We start from the raw sequence: 17,880 nt of genomic DNA on the forward strand, positions 1-17,880 counted from the left end.
TCGCAGTTGCGCATTCACAGGTTCGGTTCTTTCGGGGAGATGGATCGAGGCGACTGCAATGCCGCGTATTCTGGTTGCTCTGGCAATCGGGTTTTCCAGTTTTCTTCCTTGCCTGGCTTATGCTGACCTCACCGGTCAGGTAATTCATGTCACGGATGGAGACACTCTTACCCTTGTAATAAACAAGGAATGGGTAAGGGCACGCCTTGCGGGCATCGATGCGCCCGAAGCGAATCAGCCTTTTGGCAAGCTTTCCAGGGAATCTCTCTCTGATCTTTGTTTCTGGCAGCAGGTTACGGTTATTCCGAAAGGAAAAGACCAATATGGCCGCATCTTTGCCCAAGTCCTCTGTGGTGATGTCGATGCCGGGGCCGAGCAGGTACGGCGCGGCATGGCCTGGGTTTATGATCACTATGTAAAAGAGAGTGACCTCCAGCCCCTTCAGGATGATGCGAAGGCTGCAAAGCGTGGTTTGTGGGCGGATCCCTATTCAAAGCCGCCATGGAAATGGCGCGAAGTGTGGAAGGAATGAAGATTTGACGTGAAGCTTCGTGACACGTTGAGTCTCTCCATCAGAACCGTTGCCAGCTACCGCACCCGTTCGTTGCTCATCATTCTGGCAATGTCATTGGGGGTGGCGGCAGTGGTCGTACTAACCGCCTTGGGAGATGGCGCCCGTGGCTACGTGGTTCAGCAGTTTTCATCCGTCGGAACCAATCTCATCATCGTCTTGCCCGGTCGTGCCGAAACTTCCGGGGGCCTCCCTGGTGCAGCGTTGGGGCAGACTCCGCGCGACCTGACGCTGGAAGATGCTCGCTCGCTTGTCCATCTGCCGCAAATCAGGCGGTATGCGCCGCTCAACGTCGGTGTTGCCGAACTTGCTTCCGCCGGTCGCCTGCGCGAAGTGACGGTGCTGGGAAGCACGGCGGCTATACTGCCGATAAGGCATATGGATCTCGCGCAGGGCAGTTTTCTTGCGCGAGAAAAAGGAAGCGAGCGCAGCGCGCAAATCGTTCTGGGTGCACAGCTCGCACAGGAGTTCTTTCCCCAAAGCAGTCCTATCGGTCAGCGGGTAAGACTGGGTGACCGGCGCTTTCTCGTTTCCGGCGTGCTCGCGCCGCAAGGCGAAACGATGGGCTTCAATACCGATGAAATCGTCATCATTCCTATCGATTATGCCCAGGCCTTGTTCAACACATCGTCCCTTTTCCGTATTCTCGTCGAAACCAGAAGCCGCAGCGACCTTTTGCCCGTCAAAGAAGCAATTCGCGACATTTTAAAGCAGCGACACGATGGGGAAGAGGACATCACCATAATTACACACGATGCCGTACTTGCCACTTTTGATCGCATTCTGCGGGCGTTGACGCTTGGTGTAGCGGGAATCGCCGCTATCAGTCTGGCGGTAGCCGGCATATTGGTAATGAATGTCATGCTGGTGTCGGTCAGTCAGCGCACCTCCGAAGTCGGTTTGTTGAAAGCCCTCGGCGCGCCGTCCTCTGAAATCCACCGTTTGTTTCTTGCCGAGGCGTTGTGGCTGTCATTGGCGGGCGGGATAGCGGGATTCGCATTGGGACAATTTGGTAGCCTGCTGATCCGACTGGCTTATCCGCAGCTTCCTGCCTGGCCGCCCCTATGGGCTAATGTTGCCGGGGTGGGAGTGGCCTTTATAACAGGTTTGCTCGCCAGCCTTTTACCGGCAGCGCGTGCCGCCAGGCTCGATCCCGTGCGCGCACTGAGTGGAAAATAAGCGGAGATGAGGAAATGGATATAAAAAGGGTATGAAAGGAGCGGCATGAGCGTTATCGATACGCTGCGTTTCGCCCTGCGCTCGCTCACCGCACATCGCCTGCGCACCTTGTTGTCCGCAACGGGAATCGGCATCGGGATTGCGGCGGTTATTCTCCTGACTTCCATTGGGGAAGGAATTCATCAGTTCGTGATTTCGGAGTTCACCCAGTTCGGTACCAATATCATTACGGTCACCCCGGGAAAAATCAGGACTCACGGCAGGTCGCTGGGTGCGATCGGGAGCGCTCGGCTCCTGACGATCGAGGATGCGCTGGCGTTAAAGAACTCTCCGTATGTTCAGCACGTTAACGCAGGCGTGATGGGCAATGCGGAAATACGGGCGCGTGGACGGAGCCGGCGGGTCACCGTCTATGGTGAAAGCCCGGATTTTGCGCATACATTCAACATGAAGGTCGCAAGCGGACGGTTTCTGCCGGAGGATGATCCTCGCAATCCTCGCGCCTATGTGGTGCTGGGTTCAAAAGTACGCACGGAATTGTTCGGCAGTGCGAATCCTCTGGGTGCTACGCTGCAAGTCGGCCTATCGCGCTTTCGTGTGATAGGTGTCATGGAATCGAAGGGGCAGGTGCTGGGATTCGATCTGGACGATACGGTCTTTCTTCCCACTAGCCGCGCACTGGAAATTTTCAACCGCGAGGGTGTAATGGAAATCAACATTGCATACCAGCCAAGCGCGCCACTGGAAGCTGTAGTGGAGGATATAGGCCGCATCCTCGTTTCAAGGCATGGGCGGGAAGATTTCACCATCACCCCCCAGCAGCAAATGCTGAATACGTTGAATACCGTTCTGGACGTGTTGATTTTCGCAGTTGCCGCGCTGGGGAGCATTTCCTTGCTGGTAGGGGCAGTCGGCATGGTTACGCTCATGCATATTGCCGTGACTGAACGCGTTGCCGAAATCGGTTTGCTCACCGCCCTGGGCGCCACCCGTGCCCGCGTCCGCCTTCTGTTCCTGACGGAATCCACAGTGCTCGCTACGTTGGGGGGCTTAGGGGGATTGGCTACGGGCGTGGGAATAGCATGGTTGCTGAAATCCCTGGCAATCGGTCTGCCCGTGCAGATCCCCTGGAATTACACCGCCAGCGCACTCGGAATTTCTGTGCTGGTCGGTCTTGCCGCCGGCGTTATTCCCGCCATGCGAGCGGCACGGTTGAATCCGATTGAAGCGCTTCGGGCCGAATAGGTTTTTCGTTCACTCTGATATAGCTTCCTCTCCCCCATGTGGGAGAGGGATGGGGAGAGGATGACTTTGGCTTCTTCGCCGCTCACTTGGTTTCTTTGCACCTGTTCACCCTGGGTCCCTAACCTGCGTTCATCTGGGTCTCTCGAAGGACGAGATTCCTTCTTTGCTCCACAAAAGAACAGCAGAATAAAAGATAAGGGGATCTTTAATCCCCCGCAGCCTGTTTGTTCCTGCGCAGCCACCGGAAAAAGAAAACATAAATAAAGGCCGGAACAAACGGAAGAATCCACGGGAACATCTGCGAAAACCACGCGGCATAGAAGCTATCCATGTAGCGCGCCTTGGCCGTGGAGCAGGCGCTGGCATCGGGAAGGCGACAGGCCAGGTCGATTTCGTAAGAAACCTGGACATGAGCCCGCCACAGCCAGTATGCCATTGATGCGGCAAAAACGATCAGCATAAGGGCAAGCCAGTTTACCCGGCCTTCTTGTCGCATGGAACGCATTTTTTCTCCACTCCATAAATGATGCTTCCGCGGAAAGCAAGCACGCTTTGAAAATATTCAGGATGACCAGCAGGCTGATTCCTGTGGACAATATTCTGGTTGTCCACGGAGATGGATTTGCTACCCCTTTTCACTTCAACACCTCACGCATTGCGGAAGCGTGAATACCTGAGCAGGAAGATAGCCAGCAGCGGCAATACGAGGCCAATCACGGTCACTGAAACCAGCAGTGGACCAAGTTCGCTGTAGTCGGCAGGAACAGTAATCTTCCCGGTATCGGGGTCCGTCACTTCGCGTGTTACCCTGAAAATCTGGTTCATGTACTTTGTCCCGAGCTGCGACGCAGACAGGGCAAGGTTGGTGAACGAGGCCATTACGGCGAAGAAGGTGGCCTTGAGCGCTTCCGGTGCGGAGTTGGCAATCCACGCAAGCATCGGGATCATTGCAATCTGACCCAGGGGGGATTCCAGCGCCGTATCGATCACTGCGATAAAGCGCGCATCCACCATGCCGTTCGTTAAGGCAGCCGTCCATTCGTGCAAACCGTAATACATCCCGATTATGGGGAGGGACAAGAAGGTGCCGACGATGGTAAGCCAACCGATAATATAGGCAATCGAACGTTCAGCCATGAATCGCCGAAAGATGAACATTCCCGCCAGGGTCAAGGTCGCGCCGATCAGGGATAATGTCGCCAGAAACTGCTGATCGAAGCCAAGGTGATCGATCATCCACCAGGTCGAACCAGCCCCCGGCCCGGGTATGGCGCGGAACACGAATATCAGGATTGCCGTGCCCACCAGCACATTGCGCGCGTCGGGTTCCAGTTCGCCAGTCAGCCGCCACATCAGGAATAAGACGATGGCCATGGAAACCAGGAAGATGATTTCCTCTCCCCCGGGTATCTGGCTCAGGCCTACACTCAGGGAGACTGCCGTGAAAGCCAATCCGCCGCCAAGTATCCACCAGTTCACCGGAGGAGGATCGGGGTTAACCCCAAGCAGCGCTTCGGATTCCATCCGGCTATGTCCCTGCGCCACAAGATGCTTAATATCTCGCCGCCTCAACCATGAGGCGAACAGAACACCGGTAACGGAAACCAGCGGGATGATCAAGGCAAGCTCATAGACGAACAGGTACGCCGCGGCCTTGCCCGCCTCGGGTAACTCACCCACGCCTTGCAACACATAAACATTCACCATCGAGACCAGAATTCCGCCGCTGATGATGGCGACCCGCCCCAGCGTCTGCATCGTGACATGCATGGATTTGCGGCTTTCAAGCGTCAGCGGGTTTCCGTCCTTGTCGACTCGAGGCACGGCTTCAACCGTCATCGCATCCGCCACCACATCCTGAAGGACGTAGCCAATAGGCGCGAGCAATGCCGCAGTAACGTACCACGCCTCCACAGTAGCAATGGCGCGCATTTCCTCCAGGTGTCCGAGCAGCCCGATCATGATGACCAGGCTCAATGTGATCAAGCCGGCGCCCAGATACACCAGCAGGCTCTTCCACCGCCACACGAGGTCGACGAGGTGCCCGAGCGGCATCTTCAACGCCCATGGCAGCATCATCCAGAACCCGAGCGCCGCAAGAAATTCGGCCGAAAGCCCTAACCGCTCCTTGACGTAAAACGTGCCGACGATTGCCGTCAGCCCGGAAATGCCGGCAGCTACGTACACCATGAGTGGAGGCAGATAGGACAACCGCATTTCACGGCCTAGCGCGAAAATATTCTCGTCCAGCCAGCTGCCGGCAGTAGCGAGGAAACCCATGGCTGGCCGCGCGGTTGCGGCCACCGCGCTTTTATCGGGAGACTGGCTCATTGTTGGGGCAGGAAAGAAAGATTGTCGGGAGTATCTGGCACAAAAACGTTTTCGATTTTTTTGACTTCAAGGATGAAACGCGGCAGCGACAGTTAATATTTGCATGTTACGCCAGCCGGCTCTGCTGTGATTGCTCTACGGCTGAGACAACCTGTTCCCGGACTCGGTTCCAGTAACTGGTTGCAACAAAGCCGTTGGCGCAGGTCAGGGTTGTCAATGTCATTATCCGGTATACCTCGCTTCGAGGCGCTTTGACATACACGGCGGGGTCGAGCAGATCGGGCGTCACCGCGACACGCCGTAGGGTTTCCCCGGCCAGCAGGATAGGCCAGATGCAGGCCAGCCGTTGACGAATTTCCGAGACAGGAATCGCCATGGTATAAATCCAGCCTTGATCCAGGTGCTCGATGGCCATCCTGATGAGGCGGTCGAGAACCGGTTTGAATTTTGGCAGGCTGCTGTCATTCAACAGGTTCGCGGGCTTCAGGCCTGCCTCATCGAGAAGCGATTCGGGAATATAACAGCGGCCATTGTGCAGGTCCCGGCCGATATCCTTCAGAATGTTGGTGAGTTGCAGCCCTTTCCCGAACCTTACCCCGATGGCTGCCATCTCCTCCACATCCCATCGTCCCATCGTCGGCCGATGAGCACAAATCATCCTGGTCCAGAAATCCCCGACACAACCTGCGACATGGTAAGTGTACTGGTCCAGGTCGTCCAGAGTGGATAGCGCTGCAAGTTGGTTACCTGACTGGCCGGGGAAGCGGTTCAAGTCCATTTCCATCCCTTCGGTGAGTACCTTTATAACCCACTGGATGCGCTTCCGGTCATCGGGCGAGCACTCCTCGTACAGCCTGAAACAATCCTCTAGCCGCTGCAGAAGAATGCTTTCTCCCGAGTCTTTCTGATGAGGGACCAGCGCGCTCTGAATCTCCTGAACGGCTTTCCGATCAATCCTGGCCGTCATGAATTGCTCACGGAACTGGTTCAGGTATTTCAGACGCTCTGCCCGGTCGATCAGATCCGTGTCGGCAATGGTATCGGCGGCACGCGCAAACAGATACGCCAGGCCCATCTGCTCGCGCACTCCGATAGGCAGCACATTGAGCGTGAGATAAAACGAACGGGAAACCTGCTTGAGGATGTCGTGCAGCAGTTCGTGTCTGGTGGAGGGAGTAGTCAAGGATGGAAATTCCGGAACCGTTAACGCAAAGGGCAGAACATTATCTGCTCTGGCACAGGAGGGCAAGATAACTTGTTAAGAAAAGAGTTGAATCCCCTCTGCACAAGTACTGATCAGACCCAAGTATCTTTTGGAGGCGATCAGGAGCAGGGGTAATCTAAAAAAGCAATAGAATCAAGCCGATATAAAAGTAACGTGCTTTGAGGATAGGTTTTTACCTACTTAAGCCCTCGTTTTAATTGATAAAATTGTGTCAAAGTCCAATTGGTTAGGAGAGTTTTAAAAATTAGAATTGGGGGCTGACAAGTGGGACAAAGGTCTTGAGTGCAGGTAATTTTGGAAAATTAATTATCAATTGTAATAGTTAGAGATAAAAGAGCAGTAAACAGATTTATGACAAATATTTAAAAATGTAATAGTAATAAGAAGCGGAGAAGTTGGTGAAGATCACTGAAATTGTCGATTTTTTTAAGACATCTTGGTATACAAAAACGGGTCTTGGTGCCGCCATAGTTTTCGTCACCATAGCCGGTATTGGATGGCATGAATCCTTGAAACAAACCACTATTGGCCTCTTCTTCATCTACCTGATCATAGGTCTAGTCTGGGGGTGGATGAGGCGCCCTCCAAGGACTTCAAAGCATAAAATCGGATTCTTGGTCAGCATATCATGTGCGGACGATACTACAAGTCAGCAATTGCAAGAGGATTTTATTCGTCCTCTAAGACAGCTTATGAAGTCTGGAAAAACAGGGTATGCATTTCAATTCATAAATCTACCTCAGTTTCTCGCACGGGAAGTTGAAGATGTTGAGCAAGCGGAAGCGATGAGAATTCGCACTAGAGCGAACTTCATGCTTTATGGAAATGTGCGTAAGCGTCTTATTGGCGGGAAAAGTACTCATGTAATTCATCTTGAAGGTATAGTTTTATATAGATCAATATCAGAGCTTGTGAATCGAGATCTAGCAACTGAATTTACCGAATTGCTTCCCAGAAGGATTCATATCAGTGGTGAAAACGACATCTTGGCTTTCCAGTTTACTTCTGAGTGGACTGAGATCGTTGTCAGATACGTCCTCGGCATTGCTTTTGGTCTATCTGGTGAATTGGATTACTCGGAAAGCTTACTAAATGACTCGCTCCAGCAACTCGCCAACAAAAACCAAGACTTTCCAATATACAGGAAGCTTAAAGAACGAATACCATTACGACTTTCCGAAATATGTCAAGCACGTATCAACTGGTTGTATATGGAATGGATGAAAACTCGGGTACTCGACATATGGGATGACATTGAAATACGGCTAAAAGAAGTTCACCCAGCTCATCAGAATAGCCCTGACATGATTTATTGCGAGGCCATGCTCCACATTGTGAAATATAGGGATAGTCGTTTACCCTTAACAAAGATGAAGAAAATAGGGAAGGATGGGGATGCAGTATGGCATCTCAATATGGCATTTCTTTATGCGTACAACGGTAACTTAAGAAACGCTGCGAGGCATTACAATCAGGCAGCTTTGATTGAGATACATCCTGAGACAATCGCGCAAGTAGAAAGCTTTATGGTTTGGATAATAGAACAGGATCCGAAGCAAAAACATTTATTTTACTGTCTGGGTTTCTTCAACTGGAAAATAAAAGGAGATGAAGTACAAGCTCGAAAGGACTTTGAGAGTTTTTTGGAGCTTCCGCTGTCTGAGGTATTTTCAAAAGAAAAACAGTTGGTACAAACGTGGATGAGTGAGATGTAGATTAAAACGTCCAAATAGCTATCTGCAGGACCTGCCTTTTGTTGCCAGAACCGCATGCCACTATCGCAGAGACTTAGGTGAGCCCTGGGACTTTCCTCGCTTTCCCTCTTCGCCTAACCCACACCCCGATCAAACCCATCCCCGCCAGCATCATTGCGTAGCTTGCAGGTTCGGGTATAAGGGCGATTCGTCCGACTTGCCCATTGAGGCTTACCAGATAAAGGTTGCCGGAAGCATCCTCGCCGAATGAGGTGATATTCCCCGAAATGCCCGTTGGGGAGAGCAGTTCGGCAGTGCGGTCGGTGAGGTCGGTAATGCCTGAGCCAGTAAAGCGGAAGGACATCACCTTGTCGTTGACGAAGTCCGCAAAGAAGTAGGTGCCTTCCAGGCCGGGGATTTCTGAGCCGCGGTAGACATAGCCGCCAATGACTGAGGCGCCATCCGCGGTATGGTTATATTCAAAGATGGGCGGCGTGTGGTTGGGAATCTGTGGATCGTTAGGAAAATTCACCAGCGTTCCCTCGAATCTGCGCCACCCATAGTTCGCTCCGGCAGCGCCTATATCGATTTCCTCGCGTGCGTTCTGCCCGACGTCACCGATGTAGAAAGTGCCGTTTTCCCGGTCAAAACTGTCACGAAACGGGTTACGCAATCCAGATGCATATATCTCCGGATTGCTGCCTGTGGCATTTCCATCCGGTATTGCATAGCCATACTGCGTGGGATCATTGGGCAGGCGATCAGATGAAACATCGATTCGCAAAATTTTGCCGAGATTGCTGGACAGGTTTTGCGCGCGGTTACCAGGATCATCCCGGAGGCCGCCGTCTCCTGTGGCTATGTAAAGATTCCCCGGCTCGCCGGGCCTGAAGCCGAGCCACCCGGCCTTGTGATTGTTGAACTCAGGTTGCTGCACAGTGAGCACTGTTTGTCGGCTGGTGATATCTGCCACGTTTGGCTGCGTTGCACTTACCTGATACGTTGCGACTACGGTATTGAGCGAAGTCCTGTCTATGTAATCGACATAAAATCGACGGTTGCTGGCAAAGTTTGGATCGAATGTCATTCCCAGCAGGCCGCGTTCGCCCTCGGTATTGACCGAGCCTGACAGATCGAGAAATGGTGTTGGCTGCACACTCCCATTCTGGAGGATTTTGATCAACCCGCCCTGTTCGACAATGAACAGGCGTGAGTCTCCTGCTGGCGATGTTGCGAACAAAGGGCGATCAAGGCCGTTTGCAACGATCCGGGTTTGCAACTGTGCAAAAGCCTCCGGTGCCCCAAGACCAGTGGCGAAGACCAAGGCAAGCAGGGCAGAAAAGGGTTTGATCATGTCAACCTTCGGGACCGGTTAGAGTTGAAATCAATCGAGTCAATAGCGGAAATAATGCGAAGGCCAACTTATGTATAGAAAAGGCAAAGTTCGCTGTCAACCCGGCTTGAAATGGGCGGCGAATTCGAATCTATCGTCATTGCCAGGTTTCCATTCTGGAACAGGCACCCTCAAACCTGCCGAGATAGAAATATGTTGAAGTTAGAAGGAGTTACAAAGGAATCACCGGGCAAGCCAAAACAACACAACTTGCTATACTGAATCATGGGTGTCCTATTCATTGTCATCGATCGCGGAGGGGAGGCGCATGATTCACGAAGTAAGGGGCGATATCCTGCTGAGCCATGCGCAGGTCATTGCCCACGCCGTTGCCCCCGATGATCGTTTCAGTCAGGGGCTGGCCTTGAGTTTGCGCCAGCGGTGGCCTGCCCTGGTCAAGGATTTCCATCACTTCTGCCATACCAGGCAACCCAAAGCGGGCGACGTGTGGGTCTGGTCGGGTGCGATGAGCAAGCGGGTGATCAGCCTGCTGACGAATGAAGCGCCGCCTGGGACCGGGGACAAGCCGCCTCCGGCCAGAAAGGAAGTTTTAGAACTGTCGTTGCGTGAACTTCGCAGTCTGCTGGAGAGCAAGAGGTTTTCCCATATCGCGCTGCCGCGCCTTGCTACTGGTGCAGGCGGTCTGGATTGGAAGGTGGTGGAACCCTTGATCGAGCGCCATCTGGGGGACCTGGATCTGCCTATTTACATTTATACTCAATATGAGGAAGGCGTTCAGGCCATGGAGCCGGGGTTGAGTCGAAATGACAGCCTCGACAGGAGACCGGATGTTTCCCGCAGGCAGTAATAGCCTCACGCCTGATGATTCCTGGTTCGATTCCAGGGCAGGGAGGTCAGGAGGGCTTTTTGCTGGCGGGTAGCAGATGCAACGTTTGCTCGGAGGGGCCGGGAAGGAAGGGTGTGAGCCTGCCCGTCACCCAGTCTTCGTGTCCACTGCCGTAATAAGGTGACAGGGGATGTCCGCTCTGGCCGCCGGGCATCTCGAAATACCCGCTCTCTTCATCGCCCGGGGCGACGGCAAACCGGTTCGACGCACCAAATGCAGGCCCCTGCACGCGCGGCATTTTGCTGTCTCCGGCAAGTTCATCTCCGGGCATATCCAGCCACTTTCCGATAAATAACGGTAAAGCCTGGCTGAAAGGATGCCGGATGCGGGCGGTATTGCGTTCGCCCCAGGTTCTTGCGGCAATACCGCCGGGTTGGCGCCGGAAACGCTCGGCTACCCGATGCGCGCACTTGCCAAGGAGATCGTCCCAGTCGGCATGCACAGGGAGTAGAAGGTGCGGGGGACGTTCCTCTATCAATTTCCAGACCGCATGTTCCGCCTGATTCAACGGCGGCAGTTCGAACTCCGGGTATTTCTCCCGCACGACTGCTTCAAATCCGCGGAGGACGCCATTGACAACTTCCTGCCGAAAGGCGCGCACTACCCGATAGGCTGCCGAGTCCGTGGAGGCATGTCCATCCCAGTCCTTGAGCGCCTCTTGCATTTCAGTGCGCCAGGGCGCTGCTTCGGTTCTTTCCAGGGTTTGTTCGAGAAGCTGCCGCCAGCGCGCGAGGAACAGCGCCCGATCGTCCAGTTGAATGGCCAGCATGGTGGCAGGTGTAAAATAATCGTGTTGATAAAGGGAGTCGCGGATCTGCTTTGCCCGTGCGCCGAGATCAAAGCCGCCATCCCCGAGCCTCTCCAGCATCAGGCCCTCCACGGTGCGTGCGTTCGCAGTCCACAGACGCTGGTCGATAGGATCGATGATGGTTGGATAGAGCGCGGGATCCAGCCATCCGTTCCAGCCGGTACCCGGTGCGCTCCAGTCCGACGGGAGCCGCGGATTATATTCCTTGCCCCGTGCCGGCAGTCTTCCGGCAATGGTCCATGCGGTTCTGCCTGTCCGGTCGCCAACGATAAAGTTCTGCGCGGGGATACCGGCAGTCCGTACGATGACGATCGCTTGATCCACGCTTTCCACCTGTTCCAGCTCGGTAAGCTTGATGTCCATCGAGCCCGGTTGATGCGCAGTCCAGGCAAATGCAAGGGGTGTTCCGTCATGATCGGTTGCCGCAATGGGTCCCCATTCTGTTTCCTGGACCTCCAGTGTTTCATCTGCCGCTCCACGTACACGCAGCACTTCGCGATGTACCTCGATGCGCTTCCATCCGTCCGCAGTCCGGTAGCGCAGGGGATCATCCGGATCGCGCATTATCCGCACCCAGTCGATCAAATCGCCGTAGCTGTTTGTAAAACTCCACGCAACATGCCGATTGGAACCGACCGTGATTGCTGGTGTGCCCGGCAGACTGGCACCTGTGATGTCGCTTGTTTCCCCCGGCCGTTGCGGGTGGGGATAGATGAAGCGTGTGCGAAACCAGATATTGGGAACACGCAGTTCCAGGTGCATGTCATTGGCAACCAGTGCCGCGCCTCCGGCCAGGGAGCCCGCCACTGCAAAGCTATTGCTCCCAAGTATATCGTCGACGTATTCGTCCGGGCTATGCGTATCCACGGGAAGCATAAGGCCGGGATCGAGCTTGCGGAGGTCGAGTTCGCTCGCAGGCGGGATATCCGGCCAGGCAAGGGGAGGGCCCAGCAACGGAGCATCCCATTTGCCACCCTTGGCGCTAAGAAACCGGAAGGCAGCCGGAGGAAGCGCATCCCGCAGGGTAGAGAAGGCAAGTTCGCGCACGTCGCTTGCTTCTTTCAACGTGAAATACATCGCCCCGATGACCAGCAAGCTGTCTTCGCTGCGCCATGGCAGAGGTTTCAAGCCCAGTAGAAGATAGGGAAAGGAATTTGTCGTCAGCGCATCGAGACCTTCATTTACCCCATCGCGATACGCGTCGAGCAGTTCGCGCTGTTCAAGCGGCAATTCTTTCAGCATCGAGGATGCGCGCACTCGCATCCGATGCTTGCGTGCTTCCCGGTCGGCGGCCAAGACGCGCGGTCCGAACAACTCGGCCAGCTCGCCCGCAGGCTGCCGGCGCATCAGGTCCATTTCAAAGAAGCGCTCCTGCGCATGAACATAACCCAGCGCCCAAACCAGGTCACGCCGGTTTTGCGCACGCAGTGTAGCGGTACCGAGGGTATCGCGTTCGACAGCCACAGATGCAGACAGGGCGTCCGTTTGTACTGTTCCTTCGTATTGCGGCAGGCTTCCACGCAATACCAGCCAGAGAATAGCAACGGACAGCAACACCAGGATAACTAGGGCGCAGGCAAGGCGAGCCAGACGATGAGGCGCCCGCGGAGTCATGTAGGCGGATTCGCTACGGCGAAACAGCCATTGATAGCGTGCGAAATGGGTGCCGGGTGCGGATTATGCCAACAGGAGGGGATATGCAAGGCGTTTTCAGGAATTCAAAAGCTTTTCCCGGATGGATTCCATCGTCATTTCTTGCCATCCAGCCGGATGGCAGGCGAGGCGACTGCGGCCTCATATCCTGCCGTCATTTCCCGTCAGAAAGCCGATGCGGTCGCTATTCGGCCGCTATTTCGTCTTGCTGTTCGCCAGGACGTATTCTGCGAGACGTTGTGCCGGTTCGCCCTGAATATTCGGGAAAGCCGTCATTCCCATGCTTCCCTTCTGCACTTTCTGAATGATCGCATCCTTATTGGCCATCTTCTCGCTCAATATCATTGCCGCGCCCGCTTCGGGTTTGTGGCATTTTGTGCAGTTTGTGCTGAATATATCTTCTCCCGTGGCATCTGAAGGCGGGGTGTAAGGATCTGTTCTCGAACAGCCTACCAAGCCTGCCAGTGCGACAAACGTCAATATCAAGGTTGTGTTCTTCATTATTGCTCCTGATTAAAGAGGAATTGTTTTTATACCCAGGGTGGATTATAGCGCGCTATACGGTCCTAAGTGATATTGCGCTTTGAGGCTTCATTCGACAATTCCTGATCATCGAGCGGAGCGATCTGTTACCTGTTTCTATTACCTGTCACCTGCCGCTGCCCTTGGCTAGAAAGCAGCTGGAAAATTATTCAAAACAATTTCTCCGCCCGAAATAACCAGATCCGGGTATTCCAGATTTTTCAGGTTATGGGTGGGATCCCCCTTGATGGCGATCACGTCGGCGGGCGCGCCGGGCAGAAGGGTGCCGAGAAGGGGCAAGCCGAGGTGTTCCCCCGCTTTCGACGTGGCCGCGCGCAGGACCTCCAGGGTTTCCATATTTCCCATCTGCATCATGTACATAAGCTCTTGGGCGTCGATTCCCCTGGGAACATCCGGGTGTGCGATTTCAGCGCCGTACAGCAGTTCGCCACCCTGTTCCCGCCAGACCCGGGTATTGTGCGCAACACCGGGACATTTCGACAGGGTATCGAGCGTCGTAACTATTCTGACACCCTGTGACACGGCTTTTTTTAACAGAGGCTCGGGGATGATGTCGCAGGGAACATGAGCCCACTCATCGATTCCCGCGTTGATGGCAATCTCCGCGCCTTTTACTTCGGCGATATGGGCCGTTACCCTGCGTTTGTTCACATGGGCTTCGTCCACTATCGCCTTTACGACTCTTTCAGCGAGCAGGGGCCAGGCAGTACCGAGACCAGTATTGGGATGTGGGTGAGAGGAATGGGCGTCGTTTGCCGCTTCGTGGTTTGGCGGTTCGTGATTGGGCTGTGCATGATGAGCATGATTACCGGCGGCCGCATGGTTGTGGTGATGCACATGCGCATGGCCGCACGACCACGGCGCGCCCGGCTCGCCGCCGGGTTCCAGGGCAATCTTGATCACCACCGCGCCCGCATCGATCAGGTTTCGGACTGTTTCTCTTGCTTCTTTCTCCGTGGATACCGGTGTTGCGATATTCTTTTCCCCTGTCAGCGGGATAGGATAACCGCCAGGTGCGGTGATGATGGGTCCCGAGGTAAGCATGCGCAGGGTGCCATTTCCGCCATAGGGCTTGTGTACCGGTCCGCCTACGTCCCGGATTGTGGTAATCCCATGCTTCAATACAGTATCGGCAGGAACATGCTGGAACGAAAGATGGGCATGCAGTTCGATAAAACCGGGCAGTATCGTCGCGTCCCCCAGATCGATGACTTTTGCATTATCGGGGGCGAATGAGCCGCGTGGGCCGATTTGCGTTACCTTTCCGTTTACTACCTGTACCGATGTGTTTGTCCTCATCCTGTGGCCGTCGAAAACCCGTGCGGCATGCAGGAGAAGCGCGTCGTGCTTCCCCATCTGGGCAACAGCCAGAGGGGAGGCCAGCATGACCGACATCAACGATAAACCTGTCGTGATTCGGCTGGCGAGGCTGATGAGGCTGGTGATTTTCAGGCAGACGCTTTTCATGGCCTTTTCTCCTTTTTCCTATATCTTGATTGCGTTCCAGATGCTGCTCGATTCAGCAGTATTTTTAAAACTCGTTCGGCTTCAGCATATCCAGCAGAACGCAGAGAGCGGCCATGAGAAAAAAACTGCCCCAGGCAGATTCGACCATTTCCTCTTTGTTGCTGTTGGTCTTATAACAGCAGCCCCAGAATATTCCGGAAGGCGAATCGCCACTTTTTACATGGCTGCCGTTTTCATGAAAACCGGTGAAGTAATCGCTTCGAACGATCGCGGCAATCTCCCGATGGGCGGAAGCACGCCATTGCATCCCGTCCGCCAGCAGTTCAGCGAGGGTGAGCATTGCGAGGGACGCGATGACCGAGGACGAAGGGTCGGCAAGACCTGATGGATCATCCAGCCGATTCAGGGGCAGGAGCGCCAATCGCGAGCGCTTCCAGTATTCACACGCGCGCAACGTGCAGGTCAGATAAGGTTCTCCCCACAGTGCTGCTGCCCGGCTTAGGCCCAGCATGGCCCACGCTTGACCGCGAGACCATACGCCTGCCGGTTCCGTTGGCCGAAAGTGCCCGTCAGCGAAGCGCGCGCCGGGGTGAAATGCGCCATTGCCGATACCGCACACTCCCGCCAGGGTGCTTGCGTGAGTACGCGCGACTTGATGATGAGCACTATCCTCACTATGATTCAGAAGCTGGATCAGGGGAGCAAGCGAGTCCACGGAGATGAGTTGATGGCCTTCCTTTCCGCCTCCCATATCTCTACCAAGTGGAATGCAATGCATTTCCGGATCATAGGAAGAGGCAATCGTGGAAATGGATGCCGAGGCAAGGCCACGCGCCTTTGCGTCACTGAACCAGAGATCGCCAAGTGCTGCCCCGTACCAGAATATGAGGTTTCGGTTAATGGAGTCGGTTGCCATTTTAGGCGACAGCCGCTGGCAGATGGCGGCAGCTTTATGGCGATCGGACAGGGAACCTGTTATCCGTGACCGTAGCCACCAGCACGCCCCCCAGTATCCTCCGACCCAGGAACCGCCTGCCGATAAGATCCATCGATCGGCAACCTTCGGCGAATAAAGTGGAAAACTGTTCGCGCAGCTCGAATGAATGGTCCCCATGCGCTGTACCAGCAACTCCAGTGCCTGCTTCATTTCTGCAGGATTCAACAGGACGCCTGACGACTGCTCCTCGATGCTGTATCGGGTCTTTTCAAGCATGTGCGTAAGAGATCAAGTAAAAAGTTGCTTCAAAAAACCAGGCTGAAGTCGATGTAGACCATGTCCGCATCTTTCTTGCCCTGATAAAAATTCCTGACCACGCTGCCGCCGAATGCATGGCCGTAATAGAACCGCCATGACAAGTGCTTGTTGAGCGTGTGCGTGAAACTGATGTCCACCAATTGACCTACATCACTTTTGCCGCCGGAGGGGCGACCCGAGTAGCCAAATGCACCCGAGCGGGACGTCGGTCCGAGCCCTGAGTAGAACAGATCACTCGAATTGCTGAGGGACAGATGGTGCAGATCGATTGTCACTCTGGTTTTCGGAGTGGGCGAGACGATCATCTGAAGAAATGCATCCTGCATATTAATGAGGTTGTAGAAAGGGAGCTTGGCATACGCACGCCCGCTGGGAAGGGCGGTAAAGTAGGTTTTATGCGTGCCGTCATTGGCCTTGTCGTCGCCTGAACTTCTGAAATAGAGCGCCCGCAGCCATGGCTGGAAGGGAAGAGCCGTCCATTGATATCCGGCCTCTGCCGCAATCGCCCATGCCTGGTGGCCCTGGTTGGTCCAGTCACCGAACTGATAAGCCCCCCACAACAACGCATCGATGCTGCCCGACCCTAACGGATGGAGGGTGAGCAGGTGCGCGCCGATGGTATGGAGATTCAGGTTCTGGTTATCAAGCCTGGGCCGTTCTGCGGCAGGACGGTTGTCCACCGCCTGCGTGTTGCGTTTGTCCTCGTAATTGAGGTAGAAGAGGCGACCTTCTGTTCCTGGGAGCAGAACATCCTTCTTGCTGGTGAGTGCCGCGTAAAACAGATTGATGTCGCCGATTTCTTTTTGCCCCTGGACGGTGAACCCGCCCTGGGTGGGACGTATCCCGGCAGCCGTTACATTGAAACCGGGCCGGTCATAAACAGCGGTAAAGCCGTCGAAGCTTCGACCTACATGGACGACGTTGGAGGCAAGGAGGCGTTGGGCGATACGTGCCCGTTTAAGGCCGTCGAACTTGCCGATGCCTGTTGTATATTCCATGCCATCCATGAACTCGAACCGGCCGATTTTAAGCAACGCTCCCGGCAGCCCCAATGAACTGAACTTGAAGTCGAGATAAACCTGTTTCAGAAAAACGTTGCTGGCATTCGTTGACTGGTTGGCAAGGAAATAGGCGCCGCCCAGTCCCAGCGGGCCGCCGGGAGATGCAACCGCATCGTCCGGAAGGCTGTATAAACCGATATATTGGGCTTGCGCATAGCCATCGATATAGGGCGTGGTGAGCAGGGCGCCCAATCTTGCCCGCGCTGCCCACAAGCCATAATCGTTGTTGTTATTGGTTGCCGGGTCTGGTCGAAAAAAATTCCAGGTCTCGTGGCTGCCGTACAGCTCGCCCATCAGCCGCAGATATTCGTTAATCTGACCTATGGGTTTGATGCCGTCCGCAGCAGCCCATGTACCCGTGGCTTGAAACATGAGGCAGATCAAGATGCAAAGGATTTCCCATCTTGATCGTCTTCGACGGTTATTCTTAGGGAATCGCTGAACAAATCCCTCGCAGGCGCGACGGTGGCTTTGCGGGATGAGATGCGCGAAAGGCGACGACGCGAATGGCTGATCCCCTTCGCTAGGAGTCTGACAGCGCAGATCGCCCGCAAAGCTCCGTCCCAGGGGGTTGCAGCAAAATCGCACGCTCACTTCGTTGCGCTCCT

General features: G+C 54.7%; 14 protein-coding genes. 5 read left to right on the forward strand and 9 right to left on the reverse strand.

Annotated elements, in window-relative coordinates:
• The first annotated feature begins 58 nt into the window (after positions 1–58).
• From NMUL_RS05020 to NMUL_RS05030, 3 genes are read left to right on the forward strand one after another with little or no spacing between them, the layout of a single operon-like run.
• Positions 59–532 (forward strand): thermonuclease family protein, encoded by a 474-nt coding sequence (locus tag NMUL_RS05020; protein WP_011380300.1) that lies wholly within the window; start codon positions 59–61, stop codon positions 530–532.
• Positions 533–541: 9 nt separating this feature from the next.
• On the forward strand, positions 542–1,750 hold the full coding sequence (locus tag NMUL_RS05025) for an ABC transporter permease (protein WP_011380301.1): 1,209 nt from the start codon (positions 542–544) through the stop codon (positions 1,748–1,750).
• A 45-nt stretch (positions 1,751–1,795) separates the two neighbouring features.
• Positions 1,796–2,995 (forward strand): ABC transporter permease, encoded by a 1,200-nt coding sequence (locus tag NMUL_RS05030; RefSeq protein ID WP_011380302.1) that lies wholly within the window; start codon positions 1,796–1,798, stop codon positions 2,993–2,995.
• 205 nt (positions 2,996–3,200) lie between these two features.
• On the opposite strand, the gene NMUL_RS05035 is transcribed toward NMUL_RS05030, so the two are convergent.
• From NMUL_RS05035 to NMUL_RS05045, 3 genes are all read right to left on the reverse strand, one after another.
• The gene (locus NMUL_RS05035; RefSeq protein WP_011380303.1) at positions 3,201–3,500 is read right to left on the reverse strand and encodes a hypothetical protein; all 300 of its coding nucleotides are present in this window, start codon (positions 3,498–3,500) and stop codon (positions 3,201–3,203) included.
• Between the two features lie 143 nt (positions 3,501–3,643).
• Complete coding sequence (locus NMUL_RS05040; RefSeq protein WP_041352395.1) at positions 3,644–5,275, reverse strand: MFS transporter; 1,632 nt, start codon at positions 5,273–5,275, stop codon at positions 3,644–3,646.
• A gap of 157 nt (positions 5,276–5,432) precedes the next feature.
• Positions 5,433–6,509 carry a phytoene/squalene synthase family protein gene (locus NMUL_RS05045; RefSeq protein ID WP_041352396.1) on the reverse strand — a complete coding sequence of 359 codons (1,077 nt, stop codon included), beginning with the start codon at positions 6,507–6,509 and terminating at the stop codon, positions 5,433–5,435.
• 440 nt (positions 6,510–6,949) lie between these two features.
• On the opposite strand from NMUL_RS05045, the gene NMUL_RS05050 reads away from it, so the two are divergent.
• Positions 6,950–8,266 (forward strand): hypothetical protein, encoded by a 1,317-nt coding sequence (locus NMUL_RS05050; RefSeq protein WP_041352397.1) that lies wholly within the window; start codon positions 6,950–6,952, stop codon positions 8,264–8,266.
• Between the two features lie 73 nt (positions 8,267–8,339).
• Here the strand turns inward: NMUL_RS05050 and NMUL_RS16280 are convergent, their stop codons facing one another.
• Positions 8,340–9,599 (reverse strand): PQQ-dependent sugar dehydrogenase, encoded by a 1,260-nt coding sequence (locus NMUL_RS16280; RefSeq protein ID WP_011380307.1) that lies wholly within the window; start codon positions 9,597–9,599, stop codon positions 8,340–8,342.
• A 307-nt stretch (positions 9,600–9,906) separates the two neighbouring features.
• On the opposite strand from NMUL_RS16280, the gene NMUL_RS05060 reads away from it, so the two are divergent.
• Positions 9,907–10,446, forward strand: a complete 540-nt coding sequence (locus NMUL_RS05060; RefSeq protein WP_011380308.1) for a macro domain-containing protein — start codon at positions 9,907–9,909, stop codon at positions 10,444–10,446.
• 46 nt (positions 10,447–10,492) lie between these two features.
• On the opposite strand, the gene NMUL_RS05065 is transcribed toward NMUL_RS05060, so the two are convergent.
• The 5 genes from NMUL_RS05065 to NMUL_RS05085 all read right to left on the reverse strand — a co-directional run bounded on the left by NMUL_RS05065 (position 10,493) and on the right by NMUL_RS05085 (position 17,644).
• On the reverse strand, positions 10,493–12,907 hold the full coding sequence (locus NMUL_RS05065; protein ID WP_011380309.1) for a penicillin acylase family protein: 2,415 nt from the start codon (positions 12,905–12,907) through the stop codon (positions 10,493–10,495).
• A gap of 234 nt (positions 12,908–13,141) precedes the next feature.
• Entirely contained in the window at positions 13,142–13,447 is a 306-nt protein-coding gene (locus NMUL_RS05070) for a c-type cytochrome (protein ID WP_011380310.1), read from the reverse strand.
• 168 nt (positions 13,448–13,615) lie between these two features.
• Entirely contained in the window at positions 13,616–14,956 is a 1,341-nt protein-coding gene (locus NMUL_RS05075; RefSeq protein ID WP_011380311.1) for an amidohydrolase family protein, read from the reverse strand.
• Positions 14,957–15,020: 64 nt separating this feature from the next.
• A complete protein-coding gene (locus NMUL_RS05080; protein WP_011380312.1) occupies positions 15,021–16,169 on the reverse strand; it encodes a hypothetical protein in 1,149 nt (382 codons plus the stop codon).
• A 29-nt stretch (positions 16,170–16,198) separates the two neighbouring features.
• Positions 16,199–17,644, reverse strand: coding sequence for an alginate export family protein (locus tag NMUL_RS05085; protein WP_104009596.1), 1,446 nt, complete (start codon positions 17,642–17,644; stop codon positions 16,199–16,201).
• Between the last annotated feature and the right edge of the window lie 236 nt (positions 17,645–17,880).

Origin of the sequence: Nitrosospira multiformis ATCC 25196 (assembly GCF_000196355.1) — a bacterium.
GTDB lineage: Bacteria > Pseudomonadota > Gammaproteobacteria > Burkholderiales > Nitrosomonadaceae > Nitrosospira > Nitrosospira multiformis.

Bases quoted from the DNA above. Each gene is read 5' to 3' on its own strand.
- NMUL_RS05020 (WP_011380300.1), top strand. From the start codon at position 59: ATGCCGCGTATTCTGGTTGCTCTGGCAATCGGGTTTTCCAGTTTTCTT.
- NMUL_RS05030 (WP_011380302.1), top strand. From the start codon at position 1,796: ATGAGCGTTATCGATACGCTGCGTTTCGCCCTGCGCTCGCTCACCGCA.
- NMUL_RS05035 (WP_011380303.1), bottom strand. From the start codon at position 3,500: ATGCGTTCCATGCGACAAGAAGGCCGGGTAAACTGGCTTGCCCTTATG.
- NMUL_RS05040 (WP_041352395.1), bottom strand. From the start codon at position 5,275: ATGGGTTTCCTCGCTACTGCCGGCAGCTGGCTGGACGAGAATATTTTC.
- NMUL_RS16280 (WP_011380307.1), bottom strand. From the start codon at position 9,599: ATGATCAAACCCTTTTCTGCCCTGCTTGCCTTGGTCTTCGCCACTGGT.
- NMUL_RS05060 (WP_011380308.1), top strand. From the start codon at position 9,907: ATGATTCACGAAGTAAGGGGCGATATCCTGCTGAGCCATGCGCAGGTC.
- NMUL_RS05065 (WP_011380309.1), bottom strand. From the start codon at position 12,907: ATGACTCCGCGGGCGCCTCATCGTCTGGCTCGCCTTGCCTGCGCCCTA.
- NMUL_RS05070 (WP_011380310.1), bottom strand. From the start codon at position 13,447: ATGAAGAACACAACCTTGATATTGACGTTTGTCGCACTGGCAGGCTTG.
- NMUL_RS05075 (WP_011380311.1), bottom strand. From the start codon at position 14,956: ATGAAAAGCGTCTGCCTGAAAATCACCAGCCTCATCAGCCTCGCCAGC.
- NMUL_RS05080 (WP_011380312.1), bottom strand. From the start codon at position 16,169: ATGCTTGAAAAGACCCGATACAGCATCGAGGAGCAGTCGTCAGGCGTC.
- NMUL_RS05085 (WP_104009596.1), bottom strand. From the start codon at position 17,644: ATGTTTCAAGCCACGGGTACATGGGCTGCTGCGGACGGCATCAAACCC.